Genomic DNA, 24,108 nt, shown 5'->3' with positions numbered 1-24,108 from the left:
GTGATTCTCGCAGACGGATACTCAACGCATGACCCGCTGTCCGCGTTGCGGAACGGTTAAGTTGACGTGCCGGTCAACAGCGGAGGCGGTAACCGGTTCGAAGACGCCACTGACCAGCCCATAGACTCACGGGGTTCCCGAATCGAATCCCGACCCTACGGGGGTTGACAGGAGTGCCCAGCATCTCCCGCGACGAGGTCGCGCACCTGGCGAAGCTCGCCAGGCTGGCCGTCACCGAGGACGAGCTCGACTTGTTCGCCGGCCAGCTCGACGTGATCCTCCAGTCGGTGGCCACCGTTGGCGACATCGCCACGGCCGACATCCCGCCGACGTCGCACGCCGTTCCGCTGACCAACGTCTTCCGCGAGGACGTGGTCCGTCCGAGCCTCGGTCAGCAGCAGGCGCTCTCCGGCGCTCCTGAGGCCGAGGACGGCCGGTTCCGCGTGCCCCGCATCCTGGGTGAGGAAGCATGACCAACGACCTGATCCACGCCACCGCGGCCGAGCTCGCCGCGAAGATCCACAGCGGTGAGGTCTCCAGCGTCGAGGTCACCCAGGCCCACCTGGACCGCATCACCGAGACCAACGGGAAGGTCAACTCCTTCCTGCACGTCGACACCGAGGGCGCGCTCGCGCAGGCCCGCAAGGTCGACGAGGCCGTCAAGGCCGGTGAAACCGTCGGAGCGCTCGCCGGTGTGCCGCTGGCGCTCAAGGACGTCATGACCACCGAGGGCGTGCCGACCACGTGCGGCTCCAAGATCCTCGAGGGCTGGCTGCCGCCCTACGACGCGACGGTGACCCGCAGGCTCAAGGAAGCCGGCGTCGTCATCCTCGGCAAGACGAACATGGACGAGTTCGCCATGGGTTCGTCGACCGAGAACTCGGCGTACGGGCCCACGCGCAACCCGTGGGACCTGGAGCGCATCCCCGGCGGCTCCGGCGGTGGCTCGTCCGCCGCGCTGGCCGCCTACCAGGCGCCGCTCGCGATCGGCACCGACACCGGTGGCTCGATCCGCCAGCCCGGCGCGGTCACCGGCACCGTCGGCGTGAAGCCCACCTACGGCGGCGTTTCCCGCTACGGCCTCGTGGCCTTCTCCAGCTCTCTGGACCAGGCCGGTCCGTGTGCGCGCACGGTGCTCGACGCCGCGCTGCTGCACGAGGTCATCGCGGGCTATGACGAGATGGACTCCACCTCGATCAACGAGCCGGTGCCCGCCGTGGTCGCCGCGGCTCGCGAGGGCCTGAACGGCGACCTGTCCGGTGTGCGCATCGGTGTCGTCACGCAGTTCCAGGGCGAGGGCTACCAGCCGGGTGTGCTGCGCAGCTTCCAGGCCGCCGTGTCGCAGCTCAAGGAACTCGGTGCGGAGATCGCGGACGTGTCGTGCCCGAGCTTCGACTACGCGCTGCCCGCCTACTACCTCATCGCGCCGAGCGAGTGCTCGTCGAACCTCGCCCGGTTCGACGCCATGCGCTACGGCCTGCGCGTCGGCGACGACGGCACGCGCAGCACCGAGGAGGTCATGTCGCTGACCCGCGAGGCCGGCTTCGGCCCCGAGGTGAAGCGCCGCATCATGATCGGCACGTACGCGCTGTCGTCCGGCTACTACGACGCGTACTACGGCTCGGCGCAGAAGGTGCGCACGCTGATCACGCAGGACTTCCAGAAGGCGTTCGCGACGTTCGACGTGCTCATCTCGCCGACCACGCCGACCACGGCGTTCAAGATCGGTGAGCGCGCGAACGATCCGATGGCCATGTACAAGGCGGACCTCTGCACGATTCCCGCGAACCTCGCGGGTACTCCGGCGATGAGCGTCCCGAGTGGTCTGTCCGATGAGGACGGTCTGCCGGTCGGCCTGCAGATCATGGCTCCTGCGCTGCAGGACCACCGCATGTACCGCGTCGCCGCCGCGTACGAGGCCGCGCGTGGTGCGTTTGGAGGTCCGTCGCTGTGAGCATCAAGAAGGCAAGGAGCCTGTTCGGTCTCGCCGGCGCCGTGGCCGGAGCCGTGGGAGCGTTCTCCGGCTTGAAGGCCGCCCGTGAGAAGAAGGACAAGCTGGCACTGGCGAACGCGATCGCCGGCATCGCCGTGGCGATCACCGGTGCGGCGCTGGCCGTTCGTGCTCTGCGGAAGGACGAGTTGGCATGACCTCTCTGGTTGAGCTGATGGACTACGACGAGGTCATCGAGAAGTACGACCCCGTCCTGGGCCTCGAGGTGCACGTCGAGCTGCACACCAACACGAAGATGTTCTGCGGCTGCGCCAACGAGTTCGGTGGCGAGCCGAACACGCACACCTGCCCGACGTGCCTCGGCCTGCCGGGCTCGCTGCCGGTGGTGAACGGCAAGGCCGTCGAGTCCGCGATCCGCATCGGCCTCGCGCTGAACTGCGAGATCGCCGAGTGGTGCCGGTTCGCGCGGAAGAACTACTTCTACCCGGACATGCCGAAGAACTTCCAGACGTCGCAGTACGACGAGCCGATCGCCTTCAACGGCTGGCTCGACGTGACGCTGGACGACGGCGAGGTCATCCGCGTCGAGATCGAGCGCGCGCACATGGAGGAGGACACGGGCAAGTCGCTGCACGTCGGCGGCGCGACCGGTCGCATCCACGGCGCCGAGCACTCGCTGCTCGACTACAACCGCGCGGGCGTGCCGTTGATCGAGATCGTCACGAAGATGATCCCGAACACCGGCCGCCGCGCCCCCGAGGTGGCCCGCGCGTACGTCACGGCGCTGCGCGACCTGCTCAAGGCGCTCGACGTGTCCGACGTCCGCATGGACCAGGGCTCGCTGCGCTGCGACGCGAACGTCTCGCTCACGCCGAAGACCACCGGCGAGCTGGGCACCCGCACCGAGACCAAGAACGTCAACTCGTTGCGCAGCGTCGAACGCGCTGTCCGCTTCGAGATGACGCGCCAGGCCGCGGTGCTCGCCTCGGGCGGCACGGTGACCCAGGAGACCCGTCACTTCGACGAGTCCTCCGGCACCACGTCCCCAGGCCGCAAGAAGGAGACGGCGGAGGACTACCGCTACTTCCCGGAGCCGGACCTGGTCCCGATCGCGCCGTCGCGCGAGTGGGTCGACGAGCTGCGCGGCACCCTGCCGGAACTCCCCTGGGAGCGCCGCGCGCGCATCCAGAAGGACTGGAACCTCACCGACGAGGTGCTGCGCGACCTGGTCAACGCGGGTGCCCTCGACCTCATCGAGGCCACCGTCGTCGCGGGCGCCAAGCCGGACGAGGCCCGCTCCTGGTGGGTGTCGTACCTGGCGCAGCAGGCCAACGCGAAGGGCATCGAGCTCACCGACCTCGCCATCACCCCTGCCCAGGTGGCACGGGTGATCGAGCTGGTGAACTCGGGCGCGCTGACCAACAAGCTGGCCCGCGAGGCCGTCAACGGCGTGCTGGAGGGCGAAGGCTCCCCGGACGAGGTCGTGGAGAAGCGCGGCCTCAAGGTCGTCTCGGACGACTCGGCCCTGGAGAAGGCCGTCGACGAGGCCCTCGCGGCCCAGCCGGACGTCGCGCAGAAGATCCGCGACGGCAAGATCCAGGCGGCCGGCGCCATCGTCGGCGCGGTCATGAAGGCCACGAAGGGTCAGGCCGACGCCGCGCGCGTGCGCGAGATCGTGCTCGCACGCTGCTCGTAGATACATAATCGAAGCAAAAATCACAAAGGGTCACCTGTTTGTGCAGGTGACCCTTTGTGATCTTAGGCCGACCGAGTGGCTGTTAGCTAATTGAGACGTATACCCGTAGCCGTGTGTGCCACTCTCTTTGACGCGCCCATCTGGGGGGATGGGAAGTAAATAGTCCAAACGAGGGGGGAAACCTCATGACCGTCCAGCGCGACAACCTGGATGTGGCAAAGGCCGGGGCCGAGGTGGTCCAGGAAGCCGAATCCGTGCTCGAGGGCACACCGGTCGTCGAACCGGCACCGGTTGAGCCGGCTCCGCCGACCGAGGTGCCCGACGCACCGCCGGTGAAGAAGGATGACCCCGAAGTCAAGCCGATGTGCTGCGGCGGGACGGGAGGCTTCTTCACGAAGCCTCGCAAGCTCGTCTCCGAGGGCGGCGAGGACTCCGGTGGCGACGTCGAGCACGACCCGACGTGCCCGAACCACCCGAGCAACAAAGCCAGCTGATCACTCAGCGTGTTCTGCCCGCCGCCAGACTCAATGCCTGGTTGGCGGGCAGCGCCACGTGGACACGTGTGGTGTGATGATCACATGCCCGCTCGTGCCTTGGAGAGAGCGCGCGAGTTGTTCGAGAGAGGATGGGCGGAGCAAGCGAAGTTTCGCTTCCCCTCGGCCATTCGCCTGCTCAGACGTGCTCTCGTGCACGTCGACCGCGCTGAATCGAGCGAAGAACGCGCGGCGATCCGCGCGCGCATCCTCTATACCCTGGGCCTCTGCCAGGGCGAGACGAGCGGCATGGATCTCGCCGTCGAGGCGTTCGAGGCCGCCCGCCGCGAGATTGAGACCATTGAGGAAACGGCGACCAGGACCCTCCTGAACGGCGGTGTGGACCACAACCAGGGCCTCATGGTCATGCGCATGGGTCAGCCGGAGCGGGCGATCGAGTGGTTCGACAAGTTCATCGAGGCGGTCGAGCACGAGGTCGAGCAAGCAGAGCCGGGCGGGAACCCCGCACTGGTGCAGGGCTTCGTTCGCACGTTGCTCAACCGCGGGTTCGCTCAGGCCGCGGTGCGCAAAGGCGCGGGTGCGATCGCGGACCTTGAACGCGCCCTTCGTCTGGCTCGTGAGCACGAGTTGCACCACCTCTACCACTTCGCCGTGCACGCACTCGGAAACGTGCACAAACAAAGCGGCGATCTTGCGGTGGCGCTGCGCCGCTATGAGGAAGCCGAGCGGATTTTGCGCAAGGACGAACAAGTCGGCCTGCTGGCGCGGCTGCAGCTCGACCAGGCCGAGGCCATGCTCATGATTGGACTGTCCGATGAGGCCGGTAAGCACCTCGACGAGGCGCTCCCGGTGATGCGCAAGGAGAAGTTCGGCCAGGAGATCGCCGAGGTCGAGATGTTCCGTGCCTCCGCGGCGTTGCTGGATGGCCAGTTCGACCTCGCACGAAGGATGGCGCGGCGGTCCGAGCGCAAGCTGATCCGCCGGGGCAGCACGTGGTGGATGATGGCCGGTCTGATCGAGCTGTGGGCCCACGGCAGGCACGCCATGCGCACGAAGCGGATCTCGAACGCGTTGGTGCAGAAGGCGTTGAGTCTCTCCTCCGAACTCTCGGCCAACCACCTCGTCGACGAGTCCCGCCTGGCCCTGCTCCTCGCGGCCCGGCTGGAGATCCGCAGGGGACGGCTCGCGGAGGCCGAGGAACTGCTGAAGAAGGTGCCGGGACCTCGTGCGGTCACGCCGCTCGACCACCGCATGCAGCGCAGGCTGGTGCTGGCGGAACTGGCACTGGCCAAGGGAAACCGTCGCTCCTCGCTGGTGCACGCCCGCAAGGCCCTCGACGAGCTCGGGCGGGTGCGTGACCAGCTCGGCGGGCTGGAGCTGGTGTCGGCCACCGCGGTGCACGGCAGGGAGCTGAGCGAGCTCGCGATCAAACTGGTGCTGGAGGACGCCGACGCGCGCCGGTTGTTCGCCTGGTTGGAACGAACGCGGGCGCAGACCTACCGGTACGAGCCGCTGGAGTCGAGCGACAACAACGAGGTCGCCGAGCGGATCACCGAGGTGCGCAACCTCAGCTGGGCGATCCTCCGGCACGGTTTGTCCGGTCAACCGACCGCCGAGCTGCGCGGCAAGCTTGTGAAGGCGCAGCGCGAGGCGAACCGGCTCGGCTGGCACTCGCAGCGGTGGGGCAAGCCGCGGCCGGTCGCCACGCTCAGCGAGGTGATCGCCGAGCTGGAGCAGAAGGCGATGGTCAGCTTCGTCGTGTCGGACGGCGAGATGGCCGCCGTCGTCGTCGCGGGTGGACGGGTCAGCCTGGTGCGGCTGGGAGACGCGGCGGAGGCTCTGGAGAGCGCGCAGAAGCTCCACTTCGACCTCAATGCCCTCGCCCCGGACCACCTGCCTCCGCCGCTGGTCCAGGTCATCGGGCTGTCGGCGCACAAGCAGGCCGACCGGCTCGACGAGCTGCTGATCAAGCCGCTCGCGCACCTCATCGGTGATCGTGAGCTGGTCATGGTGCCGACCGGGACGCTGTACGCGGTGCCGTGGGGTGTGCTGCCGAGCCTGCACGGGCGGCCTGTCGCCACCGCGCCCTCGGCCACGGCCTGGCTCGCCGCCGCACAGGCGGGCAAGCCGAAGACCGACCGCGTGCTGGTGGTGCGCGGACCGGGACTGCTGTTCGGGCAGGGCGAGGTCGACCGGCTGGCCACGTACCACGGGAAGGCCACCGTGCTCTCGGGCGACAACGCGACAGCCACCGAGGTGCTCGCGCACCTTGACGGGGCTGACCTCGTGCACGTTGCCGCCCACGGTGAGCACGAGACCGAGAACGCGTTGTTCTCGCGGCTCGAGCTGGTCGACGGGCCGCTGTTCGCGCACGAGCTGGGCAGGCTGCGCAAGCCGCCCTCGCACGTCGTGTTGGCGGCGTGCGAGTTGGCGTTGAACCGCATCAGGCCTGGTGACGAGGCGCTGGGGTTCGCGGGCGCCATGCTCGCGGGCGGCACCAGGACGGTGGTCGCCGCGGCCAGCAAGGTCGGCGACGAGGCCAGTGCGGCGGCGATGGCGGACTACCACCAGGCACTCGTCGCGGGCGCCGCACCCGCTGTGGCGCTGGCCGAGGCGATGGCGAAGGACCCGTTCCGCAGGCCATTCCTGTGCCTGGGGTCTGGCTAGGCCGATCGAGTGGTTGTGGTAAGCGCATTCAGCTGAACGTGCTGGTCAGTGGTGATTTGTAACGTACTGGTGAATGCGGTTGGTGAACTTCTCTCGCAAATGTGCGACGCTTGGTTTAGACCTGAATTGGTCGAAATCTTGACCGAGGGGAACCGGCCACGGTCGTCGCAGCCGCCCAGGGGGTGAGGCTGGGGCGACGGTGTCCGCACCGACGGCCCGCCTATCGGCTCTAGTCGATGAGCGGGCCGTTGTGCGAGAAACGACCGCATGCGCAGAACTCTGCTCGCTGTTCTCCTGGCGGTCACCGCGGCGGTGGCGGCGCCGGTCAGTGGAACAGCACAACCGACAGCATCCCTGCCTTCGGCCTCTGACCGAACCAGGAAACGGGCCTGAGCGCAACGAAATCGCGGCACAGGACACCATCGTCCCGGCACAGCTGGTGCAGGCCCAGGGGGAGAACCAGGCCGACCGCTACCAGGGATACCCGCGCAAAACGAAGCTGCGGACGTATCCGGAGAACCCGGCCGACAAGACCATCAAGCTCGGACTCGCGCCCTACCACTCGCTCGCGCCGAAGCTGAACGCGTTGCAGCAGAAGAGCGACAGGATCTCCGTCGAGGTCGTCGGCCAGTCGGGGCTCGGCCGCGACCTCTACCTGGTCACGCTGACCGCACCGGAGAGCCCGGCGCAAACCCGTCTGCAGGAACAGTTGCGGGCGGGTATCGAGGAGGGGCAGAAGGTTCCGAGCGGCCTCTACAAGGCGCCTGTCTGGATCAACAACAACATCCACGGCGACGAGTGGGAAGGCACCGACGGCGCGCTGCGGGTCATCGAGCACCTCGCCACGTCCAATGACCGGGAGACGCAGAACCTGTTGCGCCGCAGCAGGATCTACTTCAACCTCACGGCCAACCCGGACGGCCGCGTCGCCGGCACCCGGCAGAACAACGCGGGCTTCGACCTCAACCGCGACTTCGTCACGAGCTCGCAGCCGGAGAACCGGGCGATGCGCGAGATCGTCGAGCACACCCAGCCGTTGATGATGCTGGACGAGCACGGTTACGTGGAGAACACGCTCATCGAGCCCACAACGCCTCCGCACGGCCAGAACTACGACTTCGACCTCTACATCAAGCACGGCTACGCCAACGGTCTCGCGATGGAGAAGGGTGTCCAGGCGCTCGGCCACCCGGAGGCGGCGAAGCCGGAGATCCCGTTCCGCGACTACGACCCCGGCGTGTGGGACGGCTGGGCGCCGATCTACACCGCGCAGTACTCGATGTACCACGGCGCCATCTCGTACACGATCGAGATCCCGCAGCAGGTCAACCGGCAGGCGTACGACACGTTGCCCGCCACTGAGCTGCAGCGCCGGTCAAAGATCAATACCGACGTCGTCGAGTCCACCATCAAGACCACGATCGACTACGTGGACGACCACCGCGGTGAGCCGATCTCCAACCAGGTCGAGATGTTCCGCCGCGGCAAGGCGGGCGAGCCGCAGCGCGAGATCCCCGACGGCTTCGTGCCCGGCTTCGGGCCGGAAGACCGCTACCGCACGGAGTTCCCGCGCGCCTACGTGATCACCAACGACCGGTCGGCACCCGCCGCGGCACGGCTCGTCGACCACCTGGTGGCCCACGACGTGCGGGTCGAACGCGCCGAAAAGCCGTTCACGCTGGGCGGTAAGCGCTATCCGGCCGGGTCGTACGTCGTCGACATGCACCAGCCGAAGCGCGCGCTCGCGAACGTCATGCTGGAGCAGGGCAGCGACATCAGCGCCAAGGTCCCGGTGATGTACGACATCTCCGGCTGGAGCCACCGCCTGCTCTGGGGCGCGTCGATCGACATCTACAGGAACGGCCCGTTCCAGTTCAACGGCAAGGACGTCGTCGCGGCGGCCCCGACCGGCAACGTCGACGCCGCTCCTGGGGCCGACCTCGCCCTGACGCTGAACGACGCCAAGGACGCCAACGCCGTCAACGATCTCCTGGGTCGCGGTGTCGAGCTGCGGCGCCAGGAGGACGGCACGATCGTGGTTCCCGGCGCGAACAGGCTCGCCGCGCAGGAGGTCGCCGACCGCTACGGCGTCCGGTTCACCACCGCCAAGCCCGGCGGAACCGCGTTGCAGCGCAGGACGATCGCGGCCGCCGTCGGCGCGGACGAGCTCCAGGCGCTGCGGGAGTCCGGTTTCGACGTCCGCACGATCTCCACGGCCGTCCTGAACGCGGGCTTCGACTTCTCGCGCATCGACGTGCTGTTCGTGTCGTCCGGCCTCGACTACACGCAGCTCACCCCGGCCGCGAAAGCGGGGCTCGACGAGTTCCTGAAGCGCGGCGGTGTCGTCACGCGCGGCTCCACGGGTGGCAAGTTCAACGTCGACGCCAAGCTGCTGCAGGCCACCCCGGTCGCGGGCTGGGAGGACGCCAACGGCGTGGTGAACGTCGTCAACGGCTCCGGCCCGATCGGCACCGGCGCGCTGCCGCACTCGTTCGTCTACTCGCCGCAGTGGTTCACGAACCTCGGCGCGGGCGTGACGGTCGAGCAGCGCTACGGCACCACGCCGCTCGCATCGGGCCACTGGCGCCCGCGTGACAACGGCACCGGTGGTCAGGCCGACGCCGCGGGTCAGGCCGCGGTCGTCTCCGGCACGTCGGCGGCCGGCGCTCGCGTCGTCCTCTTCGGCACCGAGCCCATGTTCCGCAACCACCCCAAGGGCCTCTACGCCCAGGTAGCGCGCGCCATCTTCTGGACCGGCAGTCGCTAGCTGTTGCAAGCGCACGCGGGGAGCTTTCGTACGCTCGTGGCGTACGCAGCGTCCCCGCGTGCGCTCACATCAGAAGGCTGCGGGGAGGAAGCCCGATTTCCTGGCACCCCGCCTGACGCTGCCGCCGAACGTGGGACTCACCCGCGAGCCCCTTGTTCGTCGGCGTGCCCGCGCACTTCGGCAGCGAGGCCCACGTCGCCCTGACGTTGATCAGGGAGTCCCGCGCGGTGTGCCCGCTCTACCCGGTCGGCGGCACCTCGCCCGGTGTCGCGCGGCTGCCGATCAGAGGCAACCCGCTGGTCCGCGACGTGGTGCCGGCCTGGCGCCTCGACGCACCGGTCGCGCAGGACGTCGACGACCTGTGCGAGCAGGTCGCCGCCGGATATCTGAAGCTGGTCGAGGAGAGCGAGGTCTACGCGCGGTGGTGGCGCGAAGGCGGAGAAGCGTTCGCCCTGCCTAGTCCTTGCCCGGTACCTGACCGTCTCGGACGATGATCGCGACCCGGTCGTCCGACGACACAGGCTGCCCTCCGACCTTGTTGACCGTGCCGACCAGCGCGGACGCGTCGTTGAGCTGTTCCATCGGGCCGATCCTGCCGAAGCCCGAGCCGTCCTCGCCGCTGACCGTCGGCTTGCCCGTGAACGCACCCGCCGCGTTCATCGGCAGGTTCTGGGTGCCCGGCGTCTTCGCCGTCGCCACCCACAGCACGTCCGACAACGACGCGCAGCCCATCACGCCCGGCCGATCCGGCCACGTCCACGCCGCGTCACCGAGCTTGCCCGGCACGACGCGGTAGACGGCGTCGAAGTTCGCGGCCCAGTCCGTCACCCAGATCTTCTGGGCGTCGGCCGACACGCACAGTCCGCCGGGGAGACGCAGGCCGGACGACACGACGGCGCTGCCGGCGGTCGGGTTGCCCTGGGCGGGCTTGCCGGAGCCGTCGATGCGCAGCACCTTGCCCGCGAGCGAGTTCGGGTCGGCGGCCAGCGCCGGGTTGCCCGCGTCACCGGTGGCGACGAGGATCGCGCCCTTGCGGTCGCTGGCGAGCACACCGCGGTTGCCGGAAGGGCCCTTGGGGATACCGGTGAGGATCGGCTTGGGCGAGTCACCGGGCGCGATGCGCAGCACCCGGTTGTCCGTCGCCGTCGTGACGTAGACGTACGCGAGCTGGTCCTCGCCGAACGTGGCCGACAGCGCGAGCCCGGTCAGCCCGCCGTCCGACGACGCGTCCACCTCGATCTGGGCGACGACCACCGGGTCGACGTCCTTGGTGACCTTGACCACGCGCCCGCCGCGTTCCGTGGCGTACGCCGCGACGCCGCCCTTGGCGTCCGCGCCGATCGGGGCGACACCGGTGACGGTGTTGAGGCACGTGCCGATGACCGCGGGGTTGAAGTCCTTGCAGCCCTGCGGCGGCGGCACGCTCTGCGGCGTCTGCCGCTGGCCCTGGTCGCCGGGCGTCGGCCGGTACTCGCCCGGCAGCTCTGGCCGCGGACCCGCCTGCGGGGTCAGCTGTGGTTGCGCGCTCCAGCTCGTCGGCGCCGGCTCGTCAGGAAAGCTCGCGCAGCCCCCTGCCAGCAGGCAGACGGCGGTCAGCAACACGACGGAACGCACCACGACTCCCAGGCTAGGTGCGTGACCGTGAACCCTCAGTGAACGCCTCGGAGGTCGCGAAATCGACCGAACGCACCCGGTCGAGCAGCAGATCGAGCTCGGCGCTCACCGTCTCGGGTGCCTCCAACGGCAGGTAATGGCTGCACGGCAACACCCTCAGTCGCGCCTGGGGCAGCGCGCCGACGGGACCGGACATACTCTCCGTCGTCGCCAGCAGGTCGTCGCGTCCAGCCAGGAGTGTGACCGGGCACACGATCGAGCTGAGGTCCTGACGCGGTGTCTCACCGAGCGCGAGCGCCAGCGTGAAGTACCAGCGCCAGTCGTGCTGCAGGAACCTCCTGATGGCGGTGGTCACCGCCTCCGGGTCGCTGGTCGGCTTGATCACGCCGCTGTGCCGCAGCAGGAACGTCGTAAGGTCCGTCACCGGCATCCGGTGCAGCACCTTGTCCAGCACGGGACCGGCCTGCCGCAGCAGTTTCGTGCCGGTCAGCCCGACGAGCCGACGGACGTTCTTGGGCAGCAACGGCAGCATGGCGTCGAACGAGTCACCCGGCGCACCCGCGACGAGAAGCAGGCCCGCCACCCGTTCCGGATGCCGCAACGCCAGCTCGGCCGCGATCGTGACACCCATCGACCAGCCCATGACGGCGCACCGCTCGATGCCCGCGTCGTCGAGCACGGCGATCGCGTCGGAAACGTGGTCGTCCAACGAGATGTTGCGCTCGTCGACGGGCCTGTCCGACCCCATCGTGCCGCGCATGTACCAGCTGACGAGCCCGCCGCGTTCGTTCAGCGTCGGCCACGACTCGGGCCCGACGCCCACGCCGGGACAGAGCAGCACAGGTGTGCCGTCACCGGCCGCCCGCCACGTTCGGATCTTCGTGCCGTCCCAGGAGATGACGTCGTGCTCCCGCATGGCCGCCATTCTGTCGTACGTTGGCGTGGTGACGCTCACTGTGCTCGTGCCAGATGACTTCGGAGTCCAGACGCTGTCTCAGGTGGACGGTGTCCGGCCGGTTCGTTACGTGCCGGGGGAGCCGCTGCCCGCCGAGGCAGCGGACGCCGAGGTCCTGGTCCCCAAGTTCCTCGCCGGCACCGATCCCCGCGACGTGTTCGCGCAGTTGCCGAAGCTCAAGCTCGTGCAGTTGCTGAGCGCGGGCGCGGAGAACTTCGTGGGTCGTGTGCCGGACGGTGTGATGCTCTCCACGTGCCGCGGCGCGCACGGCGGCAGCACGGCGGAGTGGGCCGTCGGAGCGTTGCTGGCGATATATCGAGACTTCCTCGTTTTCGAACGGGCCCGTGTCGAGGGCCGGTGGGACTACCACCTGACGGACACCTTGCAGGACAAGAAGGTTCTGATCGTCGGCGCCGGTGATCTGGGCGAGCAGCTGAAGCGCCGCCTCGAACCGTTCGACGCGACGGCGGTGCTGGTCGGCCGCACCGCCCGGGACGGGGTCCACGGGGTGGACGAACTGCCGTCGTTGCTGCCGGAGTTCGACGCGGTGGTGATCTTCACGCCGATGACCGAGGAGACCAGGCACCTCGTCGACGCCAAGTTCCTGGCGGCGATGAAGGACGGCGCGATCCTCGTCAACGGCGCCCGCGGCCCGGTCGTCGACACCGACGCGCTGCTCGCGGAGCTGAATTCCGGGCGACTGCGCGCGGCTCTGGACGTGACCGATCCCGAACCGCTGCCCGAGGATCATCCACTGTGGACCGCGCCGGGTCTGCTGCTGACCCCGCACGTCGCCGGGAGCTGCACCGGACATGCGCAACGCGCCTACGCCGTCGTCGCGGCGGAGGTCGCTCGCTACGTCGCCGGCGAGCGTCCGCGCAACCTGGTGAACGGCGCTTACTAGGGGGCCCTAGTCCATTAGGGTGAACCTAAGCTGCCGTTCGGATCTCGCGCGCCCGTACCGGGTCTCCTAGCGTGCGGGCGTGGCTACTCACGACAAAGGCTCGACCACCTCGAGCGCTTTCTCCGACGACTCGTTCTACTCGAGCAGCGGAGGGGGAGTGCACCACTTCGACGACAGCACGACCAGAGTCGGCGAAGCGGCGTCGCCGTACGACTCGACGACGAAGGCGTTCGACACGACGGGTTACACGCCGCTGGACAAGTCCACTGTGGACAAGCCCTCGTTCGCGGACGACGACCCGTTCGAGGACGAGCGCAAGAAGTTCGGCTGGACCGTCGGTCCCGACCTCGGTCTGCTCGGGCTGCGTGCCGTGCTCGGCGGCATCTTCATCCTGCACGGCCTGCAGAAGGTCTTCGGTCTCTTCGGCGGTCCCGGCATCAACGGCTTCGCGCAGTCGCTCGAGAAGATGGGCTACCGCGAGTCGGTCGTCCTCGCCTGGGTCACCGGCGTCACGGAGCTCGCGGGCGGCAGCCTGCTCGTGCTGGGTCTCTTCACGCCGCTGGCCGCCGCTGGCCTGCTCGCGGTGATGGCCAACGTCATTGCGTTGAAGTACAAGGGCGGTTTCTTCGGCCCCAACGGAGTGGAGCTGGAACTGGCTCTCGCGGGGATGGCGTTCGCGGCGCTGTTCGCAGGACCCGGCCGGGCCGCGCTGGACTACAACCGCAGCTGGTTCCGTCACCCGGTGGCGGCCGGTTTCATCGCACTCCTGCTCGGAGCGGGTGGTGCGGCGGTGACGTTCTTCGTGTTCCGATAAACCCCGTGCGGAAGAACCTGACGGGAGCGCTGCTCCAGCTCGCCCTGCTGGTGATCGGGATTCCGATCGTCTACCTGGTGGCGTTCCCGTTCGGTCTCACCGCGAAGTCCCTGCTACCGCCGCTCGGCCTGCTCGCAGGTCTGGTCGTCAGCGGCATCATGGTCAAGAGAACGGACCAGCCCGTGAGGGGTCCGCTGACGGGCTGGCTCGTGTTCGGGGTCAGTCTGGCGCTAGCGCTCGCTGTCCGGTAGACCGTCGCGGCTTGGTTGTGCTCCGTTGAGTCGGGCAGGGGGCTGGGCGGTCTGGTGCTCGTCTCCGAAAGCCCGGATGGTCGCGTTCTAATGCACGTGGCTGCCGAGTTGGCGGTAGAGAAATGCTGACGCAAACGTTTGCTGATCACCGCAACTGCTGCCAACCGTGCAGTTGGCAGCCATGAGAGCGCCATCTTCATGATCGAAGCGCGGCTGCCTGCCGAAATCACCCTCAGGGTGATGCCGAGGTCGACCGCCGCACGCAGCACCGCCAGAGCGCCGTCGCGATCGGCGGGCGGGCCCATGACCCCAGGTCCGGCCAGTTGCATGGCGCCGTGGCCGAACCGCGAGACGGTCAAGTCGCGTTCCTGGCGGGCTGCCCGAGCCGGCAGCTGCTGGACCGGATCTCGGACAAGTGGGTCGTCCTGGTCCTGTGCGCGCTCGGCGGAGGCCCGATGCGGTACTCCGAACTCGCCCGGATGCTGGCCGGAGTCAGCCAGAAGATGCTGACCCAGACGTTGAGGTCGTTGGAGCGCGACGGACTGCTGACCCGTACGGTGACGCCGACCGTCCCCGTCACCGTTTCCTACGAGCTGACCGACCTCGGCCGGTCGCTGCACGAGCTGACCCGCGGGCTGAGGAGCTGGGCGCAGGAGCACATGGACGAGGTCCTCGCGAACGTCGAGAGGTACGACACCGCCAAAACAGAGCTGCCCTGACCGGAATCCGGCCAGGGCAGCACGAACAAAGCGTGGTTACCGGCTGGGGTCGCGCACCGCGCCCGTCGACGCGTCCGTTGCCATCCGCGCGTACGCCCGCAGCGCACCCGTGATCGGCCGGATCCGGTCCACCGGCTGCCACGGCCGCTCCGACGCCTCCATCTTGGCGCGCCGCTCGGCCAGCACCTCGTCGTCCACCAGCAGCTCGAGCCGACGCTCGTGCACGTCGATCAGGATCCGGTCGCCGTTCTCGACGAGGCCGATCGTGCCGCCGCCCGCCGCCTCCGGCGAGATGTGGCCGATCGACAGGCCCGACGAACCGCCGGAGAACCGGCCGTCCGTGATCAGCGCGCACTTCTTGCCGAGGCCGGAGCCCTTCAGGAACGCCGTGGGGTGCAGCATCTCCTGCATACCGGGGCCGCCTGACGGGCCCTCGTACCGCACGACCAGCACCTCGCCGGCCTGGATCTCCTTGTTGAGGATCACCGAGACCGCCTGCTCCTGGGACTCGACGACGCGCGCCGGGCCCTCGAAGCGCCACAGCTCCTCGTCGATGCCCGCGGCCTTGATGATCGCGCCGCGCTCGGCCAGGTTGCCGCGCAGCACGGCCAGGCCGCCGTCCTTCGTGTAGGCGTGCTCGATGTCGCGGATGCAGCCCTTCGCGGCGTCGGTGTCCAAAGAGGACCAACGGTTCGACGTCGAGAACGCCTCGGTCGTGCGCACGCCGCCGGGAGCCGCGTGGAACAGCTCGATCGCCTCTGGCGACGGGTTCTCCGCCCGGATGTCCCACTTCGCGAGCCACGACTCCAGGTCCGGCGAGTGGACGGAGTGCACGTCGCGGTTCAGGAGCCCGGCGCGGTCCAGTTCGCCCAGCAGCGCGGGAATTCCGCCGGCCCGGTGCACGTCCTCCATGTGGTAGTCGGAGTTCGGCGACACCTTGGACAGGCACGGCACGCGGCGGGACAGGTCGTCGATGTCCTGCAACGTGAAGTCGATCTCGCCCTCCTGCGCGGCGGCGAGGATGTGCAGCACCGTGTTCGTCGAGCCGCCCATGGCCATGTCGAGGGCCATCGCGTTCTCGAACGCCTTGCGGTTCGCGATCGAGCGCGGCAGCACCGACTCGTCGTCCTCGCCGTACCAGCGCCTGCACAGCTCCACGATCACGCGGCCGGCCTCGGAGAACAGCTCGCGGCGCGCGGCGTGGGTGGCGAGCGTGGACCCGTTGCCCGGCAACGAGAGGCCCAGCGCCTCGGTGAGGCAGTTCATCGAGTTCGCGGTGAACATGCCGGAGCACGAACCGCACGTCGGGCACGCGGAGCGCTCGACCTCGGAGAGCCCCTCCTCGTTCACGGCGGGAGAAGCGGACGCGGCGATCGCGGTGATGAGGTCCGTCGGCGCGACGGCGACACCCTCGACGACGACGGCCTTGCCGGCCTCCATCGGCCCGCCGGACACGAACACGACGGGGATGTTGAGCCGCATCGCCGCGTTCAGCATGCCGGGGGTGATCTTGTCGCAGTTCGAGATGCAGACGATCGCGTCGGCCTGGTGCGCGTTGACCATGTACTCGACGGAGTCGGCGATGATCTCGCGGCTGGGCAGCGAGTAGAGCATCCCGCTGTGGCCCATGGCGATGCCGTCGTCGACCGCGATGGTGTGGAACTCGCGCGGCACGCCACCCGCCTCGCGCACCGCCTCGGCCACGATGTCGCCGAGGTCCCGCAGGTGCACGTGACCCGGCACGAACTGCGTGTAGGAGTTGGCGATCGCGATGATGGGCTTGCCGAAGTCGCCGTCGGTCATGCCGGTCGCGCGCCAGAGAGCGCGGGCACCGGCTGCGTTGCGGCCGTGCGTGGTGGTGCGAGAGCGGAGCTGAGGCACTGCTCCTCCAGATTCAGTTCAAGAAAAAAGCGCGCGGGACGGCCGGGTGAGGCGTCCACCAGTCTGGGAGCGGTGCCTCAAAGGTTACTCGGGGCCCGGAGCGGGAGTTCCAGCCAGACTCGCCCAGACCAGCAGACAGGCCAGTGCGAGCGTGATGACGTGCACAGCGGTGCACCACAGGCAGATCTTGCCGATGAGCAGGAACTCGGCCGCCACCAGGTAGACGACCATCAGCATGCCGACGCCGATCGCGCCGAGCCGCACCCACTTCAGCGCCTCGATCCGCCACGCGAACGGGAGGCAGATCACGGTCAGGAACGCGAAGAACGCCAGTCCGAGGAACGCGACGGGGATGCCCATCAGCTCCGACTGCTCGCTCGTGGTGACGGTCTCGCAGTCGACGACCGCGTCGGCAGAGCACAGCAGCGCACTCGCGTCGAAGTGCGTGTACGTCAGGTAGGCCGAGGTCAGCAGGCCTGCGATGGACAGCAGCAGGCTGATCAGCGGAACCCGTTTGATCACTGCTCGGACTCTACGGAGTCCTCTGTGATGGTCGGGTCAGGAACACGCCCACCGCTGACCGCCGACAACGCCGGCAGGTGCATGAACCGCACCGCGGGCAGCGTCACTTCGGAGTCGTCCGTCTTCACGGCCTTCAACCAGCCCTTGTGGACCAGCCGGATGGACTTCACCTCGTCCCACTTCACGGTGGTCGAGCCGAACAGCCCGCGCGCGACGAGCTCCTCCTCCGTCACGGTGGTGCGGTTGCGGATGACCCAGTACGCGTACCCGAGCGGCAGAACGTAGAGCGCCTGCAGTCCCGGAATGGCCCACGCCACAGGAGTGACGCAGATGGCGATCAGACCCGCCGCGAGCAGGGCCGTTGCCGGGACGCGAAAGACCAGCTTCTTCACTCGAAGGATTGTTCCACGTCCACGATCCGGGAATCCTGTCTCGCAGAGTTGACGCACTCTTGCGCGAGGAGATAACGTCCGCTTCATGCAGCGCACGCTCGTTCTCGTACTTCTCAGGCGCGTCGACGCCTGAGCCGAACAGCCTGCGTCGACGCGCGACCCTCGCACGACCCTTCTTCTGGGTTGTCGAGGGTTTTTTCGTGTCCGGACCCCGATACCCACGAGGCAATGAGATGACCAGCGCACCATCGCGACAGGCTTCCGAGCCCACGTCGCCACGTCCAGGTCCGCGGCCGAAACCGGCCCCGCCCAGTGGCGCACCGATTCGTGTAACCGGTGCTCAGTCGCTTGTGCGATCGCTCGAGGCGGTCGGCTGCGAAGTGGTGTTCGGCATTCCCGGCGGGACCATCCTTCCCGCGTACGACCCGCTGCTGGACTCCACGAAGGTCCGGCACATCCTCGTCCGCCACGAGCAGGGCGCAGGACACGCGGCGACCGGATACGCGCAGGCCACCGGCAAGGTCGGGGTCTGCATGGCGACCTCGGGACCGGGTGCGACGAACCTCGTCACCCCGCTCGCGGACGCGAACATGGACTCCGTGCCCGTCGTCGCGATCACCGGCCAGCAGTCGCGGCCGCTGATCGGCACGGACGCCTTCCAGGAGGCGGACATCTGCGGCATCACGATGCCGATCACCAAGCACAACGTCCTCGTGACCGACGCCGCGGAGATCCCGCGGGCGATCGCGGAGGCGTTCCACATCGCGGCGACCGGCCGACCCGGCCCTGTCCTCGTCGACATCCCGAAAGACGTGCTGCAGGAGACCACGAGCTTCTCCTGGCCGCCCGAACTGCGCCTGCCCGGTTACCGGCCGACGACCCGGCCGCACGGCAAGCAGGTGCGCGAAGCGGCCAAGCTGATCGTCGGCGCGCGCAAGCCCGTGCTGTACGTGGGCGGCGGCGTCATCAAGGCGGACGCGTCCGCCGAGCTGCTGCGCCTGGCCGAGGACACCGGCATCCCGGTCGTCACCACGCTGATGGCGCGCGGCGCGTTCCCCGACTCGCACCAGCAGCACCTCGGCATGCCCGGCATGCACGGCACCGTCGCGGCCGTCGCGGCGATGCAGAAGTCGGACCTGCTGATCGCGCTGGGTGCCCGGTTCGACGACCGCGTCACCGGTCAGCTGAACTCGTTCGCCCCCGACGCGCAGATCATCCACGCCGACATCGACCCGGCCGAGATCTCCAAGAACCGCCGCGCGGACGTCCCGATCGTGGGCGACTGCAAGGAGATCATCACCGAGCTGATCGACGCGGTCCGCACCGAGCGCGAGACGGCCAAGAAGGTCGACCTCACGCCGTGGTGGGACACGCTGAACTCGCTGCGGGAGACGTTCCCGCTCGGCTACGACTGGCCGGACGACGGCACGCTGTCGCCGCAGTACGTGATCGAGCGGATCGGCGCGCTGTCGCCGGCCGACACGATCTACACGGCGGGCGTCGGCCAGCACCAGATGTGGGCCGCGCAGTTCGTGAAGTACGAGCAGCCCCGCACGTGGATCAACTCCGGCGGCCTCGGCACGATGGGCTTCGCGGTTCCCGCCGCGATGGGCATCAAGGCTGGCGAGCCGGACCGCACGGTGTGGGCCATCGACGGCGACGGCTGCTTCCAGATGACCAACCAGGAACTGGCCACCTGCGCCATCGAGAACCTGCCCGTCAAGATCGCCGTGATCAACAACGGCAACCTGGGCATGGTCCGCCAGTGGCAGACCCTGTTCTACGGCGAGCGGTACTCCAACACCGACCTGGGCACGCACAAGCACCGCATCCCGGACTTCAAGCTCCTGGCAGAGGCGCTCGGCTGCGTCGGCCTGCGGGCCGAGTCGCGCGAGGAGGTGGACGAGGTGATCGCGAAGGCGCTGGAGATCAACGACAGGCCGGTCGTGGTCGACTTCGTCGTCGGCAAGGACGCCCAGGTGTGGCCGATGGTCGCGGCGGGCACCGGCAACTCCGAGATCATGGCCGCCCGCGGCATCCGCCCCCTGTTCGACGAGGATCTGTGATGACCAGGCACACCCTGAGCGTTTTGGTCGAGGACAAGCCCGGTGTGCTCGCACGCGTCGCCGGCCTGTTCTCCCGCCGCGGCTTCAACATCGAGTCGCTCGCGGTCGGCCGCACCGAGTACCCCGACATCTCCCGCATGACCATCGTGGTCTCGGTCGACGAGCTGCCCCTGGAGCAGGTGACCAAGCAGCTCAACAAACTCATCAACGTCATCAAGATCGTCGAGCTGGAGCCGACCGCTTCCGTTCAGCGGCAACTGGTGTTGATCAAGGTCCGGGCCGACGCCACGGTGCGTTCGCAGGTTTTGGAAACTGTTCAGCTGTTCCGCGCAAAGGTCGTCGACGTGTCGCCGGAGGCGGTCACAATCGAGGCGACGGGCACGTCTGAGAAGCTCGACGCGTTGCTGCGCATGCTGGAGCCCTACGGGCTTCGCGAGATCGTCCAGTCCGGCATGGTCGCCATCGGCCGTGGCGCTCGTTCCATCACCGCCACCGCGGTGCGATAAAGATCTAGAAAGAAGGAAACACTGTGAGCGTCGAGATCTTCTACGACGACGATGCCGACCTGAGCATCATCCAGGGCCGCAAGGTGGCCGTGATCGGCTACGGCAGCCAGGGCCACGCCCACGCGCTGTCGCTGCGCGACTCCGGCGTCGAGGTCCGCATCGGCCTGCAGGAGGGCTCCAAGTCCCGCGCCAAGGCCGAGGAGGAGGGCCTGGAGGTCGGCACGCCGTCCGAGGTCTCCGCGTGGGCCGACGTGATCATGATCCTGGCGCCGGACACCGCCCAGCGCCACATCTACGCTAACGAGATCGCGGCGAACCTGAAGGAGGGCGACGCGCTCTTCTTCGGCCACGGCTTCAACATCCGCTACGGCCTGATCGAGGCTCCGTCCGGTGTGGACGTTGCCATGGTCGCCCCGAAGGGTCCGGGCCACCTGGTGCGCCGCCAGTTCGTCGACGGCAAGGGCGTTCCGGCTCTGATCGCGGTCGAGCAGGACGCTTCCGGCAACGCGCAGGCCCTCGCCCTGTCCTACGCCAAGGGCATCGGCGGCACCCGTGCCGGCGTCATCAAGACGACGTTCAAGGAAGAGACCGAGACGGACCTCTTCGGCGAGCAGGCCGTCCTGTGCGGTGGCGCTTCCGCTCTCGTCCAGGCTGGCTTCGAGGTGCTGACCGAGGCGGGCTACGCCCCCGAGGTCGCGTACTTCGAGTGCCTCCACGAGCTGAAGCTGATCGTCGACCTCATGTACGAGGGCGGCATCGCCCGCATGCGGTACTCCATCTCCGACACCGCGGAGTACGGCGACCTGACCCGCGGCCCGCGCGTCATCACCGCGTCGGTCAAGGAGGAGATGAAGAAGATCCTGGGCGAGATCCAGGACGGCACCTTCGCGAACGAGTGGGTGGCGGAGGACGACAATGGCCGCGCCAACTACCGCAAGTTGCAGCAGGAGGGCGAGAACCACCCGATCGAGGCAACCGGCAAGAAGCTCCGCGACATGATGTCGTGGGTCGACCGGCCGATCACCGAGACCGCCTGAGCTTTTCCCCAGGGAGGCCCGTGGAGCGTGTGTGACGCTCCGCGGGCCTTTCCGCTAACTTCTGGCGCATGACCGAAAGTGCGCCGATCTACGACGACAAGGCCCACGTGCGCGGCAACCTGGACCTCCGCGACGCGGAGTGGAAGCGCCCGCCGGAGCCGGAACCGGAAGACGGCCACGTCGAGATCGCCTTCGTCCCGCACACCGACGGCGCCACCTACGTGGCCATGCGCAACTCCAAGCAGCTGGAACCCGTCCTCGTCTTCACCATGGCCGAGTGGGACGCTTTCGTGGCGGGTGCCAAAGATGGCGAGTTCGACGAGCCCTGGTAGGCGCCACGAGATCGGTGAACCGGCCGCGTGACCTCGGTCCGCGGTGCGCGGCCGGGGAGTCGAGACGGTCCGCGCGGCGCCGTGCCCCCGTGGCTTCGATCAGCGCCCTCGCCGCCGCGAGCTTCTCGGCACCGAGGCGGGGGAGTTGCTGTTGCGTTTTCCTGAGTTCTGTCAGGCACCCCATGCGCGGAAGCTAGCAAGGCGCCGGGGTCGCGGTCAGCCGGTTTTTGCGGCCGCGCTACTCGGTCGCGGCGGCGAAGAGCGCCGCCAGCGTCCTGATGTGCTCGACGAGCTCTGGTGGTTCGTGCACCTGGAAGGCGAAACCCTTGCCCGCCACGTAGACGGCCAGTTCGTCCAGTGAGTTGGATCCGGCGCGCAACGTGCAGCTGTGCTCGTCGATCGGTTCCAGCGTCGCGGTGGTGGGGGCGATGCGTTCCGCCGCGGTCTCGGCGCTGACGTGCAGGGTGAACCTGGCCTGGTAGCGGTAGGCCGACGTGGAGATCGCCCGCGAGGTGTAGCCGCCCAGATCGGGGTCGGGCGGGGTGCGTGGGGTGAACCGGGGTCCCGTCGGGATGCGCGGGTCGAGGCGGTCCACCCGGTAGGTGCGCCAGTCCTGACGGTCGACGTCCCAGCCGACGAGGTACCAGCGCCGGCCGGAGTGCACCAGCCGGTGCGGCTCGGTCGTGCGGACGCTGCTGGTCCCGTCGTGCGTGCGGTAGTCGAAGCGCAGGCGCACCGAGTCGCGGCAGGCGGCCGCTATGGCCGTGAGCGTGCTCGGGTCGACGGTGGGGCCGGCGCTGGTCATCGGCACCGTCATCGACTGCAGGGCGTTGATCCGGTGCCGCAACCGGGACGGCAGCACCTGTTCGACCTTGGCCAGCGCCCGCACCGAGGTCTCCTCGATGCCGGTGATCGAACCGCCGGCGGCCGTGCGCAGACCCATCGCGACCGCCACGGCCTCGTCGTCGTCGAGCAACAACGGCGGCAGGTCCGCGCCGGCGCCCAACCGGTAGCCGGCGGTGCCCGCGGTCGCGTGCACGGGATAACCGAGTTCCCGCAACCGATCTATGTCACGACGCACGGTGCGCGGGGTGATCTCCAGCCGTTCCGCCAGCTCGGCGCCTGACCAGTCGCGCCGGGCCTGCAGGAGGGAGAGCAGTCGCAGCAGCCGTGCCGAGGTTTCCCGCATGATTCGAAGCCTGCCACGCGGTTAGGACCGAACCTGACCTAACCGGCTCCTAGCGTTGTCGGCATGGAGCACAACACCGAGATCCGGCCCTTCACCATCGACGTTCCCCAGGCCGACCTGGACGACCTGCGGGACCGGCTCGCCAGGACCCGGTGGGCCGCGGACCTGCCGGGCGCCGGCTGGAGCCGCGGGGTGCCGGTGAGCTACCTCAGGGGACTGGCCGAGTACTGGCGCGACGGCTACGACTGGCGCGTGCACGAGAAGGAGCTGAACTCCTACCCGCAGTTCACCACCGAGATCGACGGGCAGAACATCCACTTCCTGCACGTGCGCTCACCGGAAGCGGACGCGCTGCCGCTGGTCCTGATCCACGGCTGGCCCGGCTCGGTCGTCGAGTTCCTCAACGTGATCGGCCCGCTGACCGACCCGCGGGCGCACGGCGGCGATCCCGCGGACGCGTTCCACCTGGTGATCCCGTCGAACCCCGGCACGGGCTTCTCCTGGCCGACCCGCGAGGCCGGGTGGGACACCAACCGGGTGACCAGGGCGTACGCCGAGCTGATGAAGAGGCTCGGCTACGACCGCTACGGCGTCCAGGGCGGCGACACCGGCGCGGTCGTCGGCCCCGGCCTCGGCCGGCTCGACCCCGCTCGGGTCGTGGGCGTGCACGCGAACGGACTCTCCGCGTTCACCGAGATCAGCCAGGAAGAGGCGGCTGAGCTGACCGATGCGGAACGGGCGCGGCTCGCGCACCTGTCGTACCTGAAGACAGAGGGGTCCGGGTACGTGATGATCCAGATCACCCGGCCGCAGACGCTGGCACACGGACTGCACGACTCCCCGGCAGGGCAGCTGGCCTGGATCGTGGAGAAGTTCAAGGAGTGGACCGATCCGGCCGCCGAGCTGCCGGAGGACGCGGTGGACCGGGACCTGTTGCTCACCAACGTGATGCTGTACTGGCTGACCGGCACCGCCGGGTCCTCCGCCAACAGCTACTACGAGACCGCGCACGCCGGGGCCTGGGGTGCGAGCGAGCGTTCCGAGGTGCCGACAGGGGTCGCGGTGTTCCCCCTGGACGTGTCGATCCGGCACGCACTGGAACGCGAACACAACATCGTGCACTGGTCGGAGTTCGACCGCGGTGGGCACTTCGCCGCCATGGAGGTTCCGGACCTGCTCGTCGGCGACGTCCGGAAGTTCTTCGCCGGCCTGCGCTGAAACCGGCCGTCGCGCCGCGGTTCCGGCCGTGGCGCGAGGGTCGTCCCACACCTCAGGACAGCAACGTGACCTGAGCCACCCGCCACAGGCCCGGACAACCCCCCTGTCTATGCTCGTTAACAGTCCGGACACA

At 68.6% G+C, this 24,108-nt stretch carries 23 protein-coding genes and 1 pseudogene; 17 read left to right on the top strand and 7 right to left on the bottom strand.

Annotated elements, in window-relative coordinates:
* Window positions 1-173 precede the first annotated feature (173 nt).
* The 8 genes from gatC (at window position 174) to JOD27_RS20140 (ending at window position 10,069) form a co-directional block, all read left to right on the top strand.
* On the top strand, window positions 174-473 hold the full coding sequence (gatC, locus tag JOD27_RS20175) for an Asp-tRNA(Asn)/Glu-tRNA(Gln) amidotransferase subunit GatC (RefSeq protein ID WP_086660690.1): 300 nt from the start codon (window positions 174-176) through the stop codon (window positions 471-473).
* On the top strand, window positions 470-1,954 hold the full coding sequence (gene gatA / locus JOD27_RS20170; protein ID WP_204763765.1) for an Asp-tRNA(Asn)/Glu-tRNA(Gln) amidotransferase subunit GatA: 1,485 nt from the start codon (window positions 470-472) through the stop codon (window positions 1,952-1,954). Before gatC ends, gatA begins: the two co-directional genes overlap by 4 nt.
* Window positions 1,951-2,148 carry a hypothetical protein gene (locus JOD27_RS20165; RefSeq protein WP_239568179.1) on the top strand — a complete coding sequence of 66 codons (198 nt, stop codon included), beginning with the start codon at window positions 1,951-1,953 and terminating at the stop codon, window positions 2,146-2,148. Before gatA ends, JOD27_RS20165 begins: the two co-directional genes overlap by 4 nt.
* A complete protein-coding gene (gene gatB, locus JOD27_RS20160; protein WP_204763764.1) occupies window positions 2,145-3,647 on the top strand; it encodes an Asp-tRNA(Asn)/Glu-tRNA(Gln) amidotransferase subunit GatB in 1,503 nt (500 codons plus the stop codon). Before JOD27_RS20165 ends, gatB begins: the two co-directional genes overlap by 4 nt.
* Before the next feature lie 185 nt (window positions 3,648-3,832).
* The gene (locus tag JOD27_RS20155; protein ID WP_204763763.1) at window positions 3,833-4,141 is read left to right on the top strand and encodes a hypothetical protein; all 309 of its coding nucleotides are present in this window, start codon (window positions 3,833-3,835) and stop codon (window positions 4,139-4,141) included.
* 192 nt (window positions 4,142-4,333) lie between these two features.
* Window positions 4,334-6,808 carry a CHAT domain-containing protein gene (locus JOD27_RS20150; RefSeq protein WP_307830225.1) on the top strand — a complete coding sequence of 825 codons (2,475 nt, stop codon included), beginning with the start codon at window positions 4,334-4,336 and terminating at the stop codon, window positions 6,806-6,808.
* Window positions 6,809-7,247: 439 nt separating this feature from the next.
* Entirely contained in the window at window positions 7,248-9,575 is a 2,328-nt protein-coding gene (locus JOD27_RS20145) for a M14 family zinc carboxypeptidase (RefSeq protein WP_307830224.1), read from the top strand.
* Between the two features lie 164 nt (window positions 9,576-9,739).
* Entirely contained in the window at window positions 9,740-10,069 is a 330-nt protein-coding gene (locus tag JOD27_RS20140) for a hypothetical protein (RefSeq protein WP_204763761.1), read from the top strand.
* On the opposite strand, the gene JOD27_RS20135 is transcribed toward JOD27_RS20140, so the two are convergent.
* Both JOD27_RS20135 and JOD27_RS20130 read right to left on the bottom strand, forming a co-directional pair.
* Window positions 10,032-11,192 (bottom strand): PQQ-dependent sugar dehydrogenase, encoded by a 1,161-nt coding sequence (locus tag JOD27_RS20135; RefSeq protein ID WP_307830223.1) that lies wholly within the window; start codon window positions 11,190-11,192, stop codon window positions 10,032-10,034. The two genes, JOD27_RS20140 and JOD27_RS20135, sit on opposite strands and share 38 nt — an antisense overlap.
* A 10-nt stretch (window positions 11,193-11,202) precedes the next feature.
* Window positions 11,203-12,105 carry an alpha/beta fold hydrolase gene (locus JOD27_RS20130; protein WP_239567700.1) on the bottom strand — a complete coding sequence of 301 codons (903 nt, stop codon included), beginning with the start codon at window positions 12,103-12,105 and terminating at the stop codon, window positions 11,203-11,205.
* On the opposite strand from JOD27_RS20130, the gene JOD27_RS20125 reads away from it, so the two are divergent.
* From JOD27_RS20125 to JOD27_RS20115, 3 genes are all read left to right on the top strand, one after another.
* Complete coding sequence (locus tag JOD27_RS20125) at window positions 12,104-13,048, top strand: 2-hydroxyacid dehydrogenase (RefSeq protein ID WP_204763759.1); 945 nt, start codon at window positions 12,104-12,106, stop codon at window positions 13,046-13,048. The two genes, JOD27_RS20130 and JOD27_RS20125, sit on opposite strands and share 2 nt — an antisense overlap.
* Before the next feature lie 79 nt (window positions 13,049-13,127).
* Window positions 13,128-13,862 (top strand): DoxX family protein, encoded by a 735-nt coding sequence (locus JOD27_RS46685; RefSeq protein ID WP_204763758.1) that lies wholly within the window; start codon window positions 13,128-13,130, stop codon window positions 13,860-13,862.
* Window positions 13,863-13,867: 5 nt separating this feature from the next.
* Window positions 13,868-14,113 carry a hypothetical protein gene (locus JOD27_RS20115; RefSeq protein WP_204763757.1) on the top strand — a complete coding sequence of 82 codons (246 nt, stop codon included), beginning with the start codon at window positions 13,868-13,870 and terminating at the stop codon, window positions 14,111-14,113.
* 239 nt (window positions 14,114-14,352) lie between these two features.
* Here JOD27_RS20115 and JOD27_RS45075 read toward each other — a convergent pair.
* Window positions 14,353-14,442, bottom strand: a pseudogene (locus tag JOD27_RS45075) (oxidoreductase); the annotation flags it as partial.
* Window positions 14,443-14,448: 6 nt separating this feature from the next.
* Here JOD27_RS45075 and JOD27_RS20110 point away from each other — a divergent pair.
* Entirely contained in the window at window positions 14,449-14,832 is a 384-nt protein-coding gene (locus JOD27_RS20110; protein ID WP_307830222.1) for a winged helix-turn-helix transcriptional regulator, read from the top strand.
* Between the two features lie 36 nt (window positions 14,833-14,868).
* On the opposite strand, the gene ilvD is transcribed toward JOD27_RS20110, so the two are convergent.
* The 3 genes from ilvD to JOD27_RS20095 all read right to left on the bottom strand — a co-directional run bounded on the left by ilvD (window position 14,869) and on the right by JOD27_RS20095 (window position 17,627).
* The gene (gene ilvD, locus JOD27_RS20105) at window positions 14,869-16,713 is read right to left on the bottom strand and encodes a dihydroxy-acid dehydratase (RefSeq protein WP_204763755.1); all 1,845 of its coding nucleotides are present in this window, start codon (window positions 16,711-16,713) and stop codon (window positions 14,869-14,871) included.
* Between the two features lie 84 nt (window positions 16,714-16,797).
* Window positions 16,798-17,235 carry a vitamin K epoxide reductase family protein gene (locus JOD27_RS20100; RefSeq protein WP_204763754.1) on the bottom strand — a complete coding sequence of 146 codons (438 nt, stop codon included), beginning with the start codon at window positions 17,233-17,235 and terminating at the stop codon, window positions 16,798-16,800.
* Window positions 17,232-17,627 carry a PH domain-containing protein gene (locus JOD27_RS20095; protein WP_204763753.1) on the bottom strand — a complete coding sequence of 132 codons (396 nt, stop codon included), beginning with the start codon at window positions 17,625-17,627 and terminating at the stop codon, window positions 17,232-17,234. Before JOD27_RS20095 ends, JOD27_RS20100 begins: the two co-directional genes overlap by 4 nt.
* Before the next feature lie 233 nt (window positions 17,628-17,860).
* Here JOD27_RS20095 and JOD27_RS20090 point away from each other — a divergent pair, with 233 nt between their 5' ends.
* The 4 genes from JOD27_RS20090 (at window position 17,861) to JOD27_RS20075 (ending at window position 21,568) form a co-directional block, all read left to right on the top strand.
* Window positions 17,861-19,693, top strand: coding sequence for an acetolactate synthase large subunit (locus JOD27_RS20090; protein WP_204763752.1), 1,833 nt, complete (start codon window positions 17,861-17,863; stop codon window positions 19,691-19,693).
* On the top strand, window positions 19,693-20,199 hold the full coding sequence (ilvN, locus tag JOD27_RS20085) for an acetolactate synthase small subunit (protein WP_030467896.1): 507 nt from the start codon (window positions 19,693-19,695) through the stop codon (window positions 20,197-20,199). Before JOD27_RS20090 ends, ilvN begins: the two co-directional genes overlap by 1 nt.
* A gap of 23 nt (window positions 20,200-20,222) precedes the next feature.
* The gene (gene ilvC / locus JOD27_RS20080; protein ID WP_204763751.1) at window positions 20,223-21,236 is read left to right on the top strand and encodes a ketol-acid reductoisomerase; all 1,014 of its coding nucleotides are present in this window, start codon (window positions 20,223-20,225) and stop codon (window positions 21,234-21,236) included.
* Window positions 21,237-21,304: 68 nt separating this feature from the next.
* Complete coding sequence (locus tag JOD27_RS20075) at window positions 21,305-21,568, top strand: DUF397 domain-containing protein (RefSeq protein ID WP_204763750.1); 264 nt, start codon at window positions 21,305-21,307, stop codon at window positions 21,566-21,568.
* Between the two features lie 238 nt (window positions 21,569-21,806).
* Here the strand turns inward: JOD27_RS20075 and JOD27_RS20070 are convergent, their stop codons facing one another.
* A complete protein-coding gene (locus JOD27_RS20070) occupies window positions 21,807-22,757 on the bottom strand; it encodes a helix-turn-helix transcriptional regulator (RefSeq protein ID WP_204763749.1) in 951 nt (316 codons plus the stop codon).
* Between the two features lie 63 nt (window positions 22,758-22,820).
* On the opposite strand from JOD27_RS20070, the gene JOD27_RS20065 reads away from it, so the two are divergent.
* Window positions 22,821-23,975, top strand: a complete 1,155-nt coding sequence (locus JOD27_RS20065; RefSeq protein WP_204763748.1) for an epoxide hydrolase family protein — start codon at window positions 22,821-22,823, stop codon at window positions 23,973-23,975.
* Window positions 23,976-24,108: the final 133 nt, after the last annotated feature.

Origin of the sequence: Lentzea nigeriaca, assembly GCF_016907955.1 — a bacterium.
Classification (GTDB): domain Bacteria; phylum Actinomycetota; class Actinomycetes; order Mycobacteriales; family Pseudonocardiaceae; genus Lentzea; species Lentzea nigeriaca.
The sequence above is the reverse complement of the archived record's forward strand: the minus strand, read 5'-3'. Positions and strand labels throughout refer to the sequence as shown.

What these genes read in the sequence shown, in the direction of transcription:
- gatA (WP_204763765.1), top strand. Translation starts at nt 470, where the DNA reads ATGACCAACGACCTGATCCACGCCACCGCGGCCGAGCTCGCCGCGAAG.
- gatB (WP_204763764.1), top strand. Translation starts at nt 2,145, where the DNA reads ATGACCTCTCTGGTTGAGCTGATGGACTACGACGAGGTCATCGAGAAG.
- JOD27_RS20155 (WP_204763763.1), top strand. Translation starts at nt 3,833, where the DNA reads ATGACCGTCCAGCGCGACAACCTGGATGTGGCAAAGGCCGGGGCCGAG.
- JOD27_RS20125 (WP_204763759.1), top strand. Translation starts at nt 12,104, where the DNA reads ATGGCCGCCATTCTGTCGTACGTTGGCGTGGTGACGCTCACTGTGCTC.
- JOD27_RS20130 (WP_239567700.1), bottom strand. Translation starts at nt 12,105, where the DNA reads ATGCGGGAGCACGACGTCATCTCCTGGGACGGCACGAAGATCCGAACG.
- JOD27_RS20090 (WP_204763752.1), top strand. Translation starts at nt 17,861, where the DNA reads ATGACCAGCGCACCATCGCGACAGGCTTCCGAGCCCACGTCGCCACGT.
- ilvN (WP_030467896.1), top strand. Translation starts at nt 19,693, where the DNA reads ATGACCAGGCACACCCTGAGCGTTTTGGTCGAGGACAAGCCCGGTGTG.
- JOD27_RS20075 (WP_204763750.1), top strand. Translation starts at nt 21,305, where the DNA reads ATGACCGAAAGTGCGCCGATCTACGACGACAAGGCCCACGTGCGCGGC.
- JOD27_RS20070 (WP_204763749.1), bottom strand. Translation starts at nt 22,757, where the DNA reads ATGCGGGAAACCTCGGCACGGCTGCTGCGACTGCTCTCCCTCCTGCAG.
- JOD27_RS20065 (WP_204763748.1), top strand. Translation starts at nt 22,821, where the DNA reads ATGGAGCACAACACCGAGATCCGGCCCTTCACCATCGACGTTCCCCAG.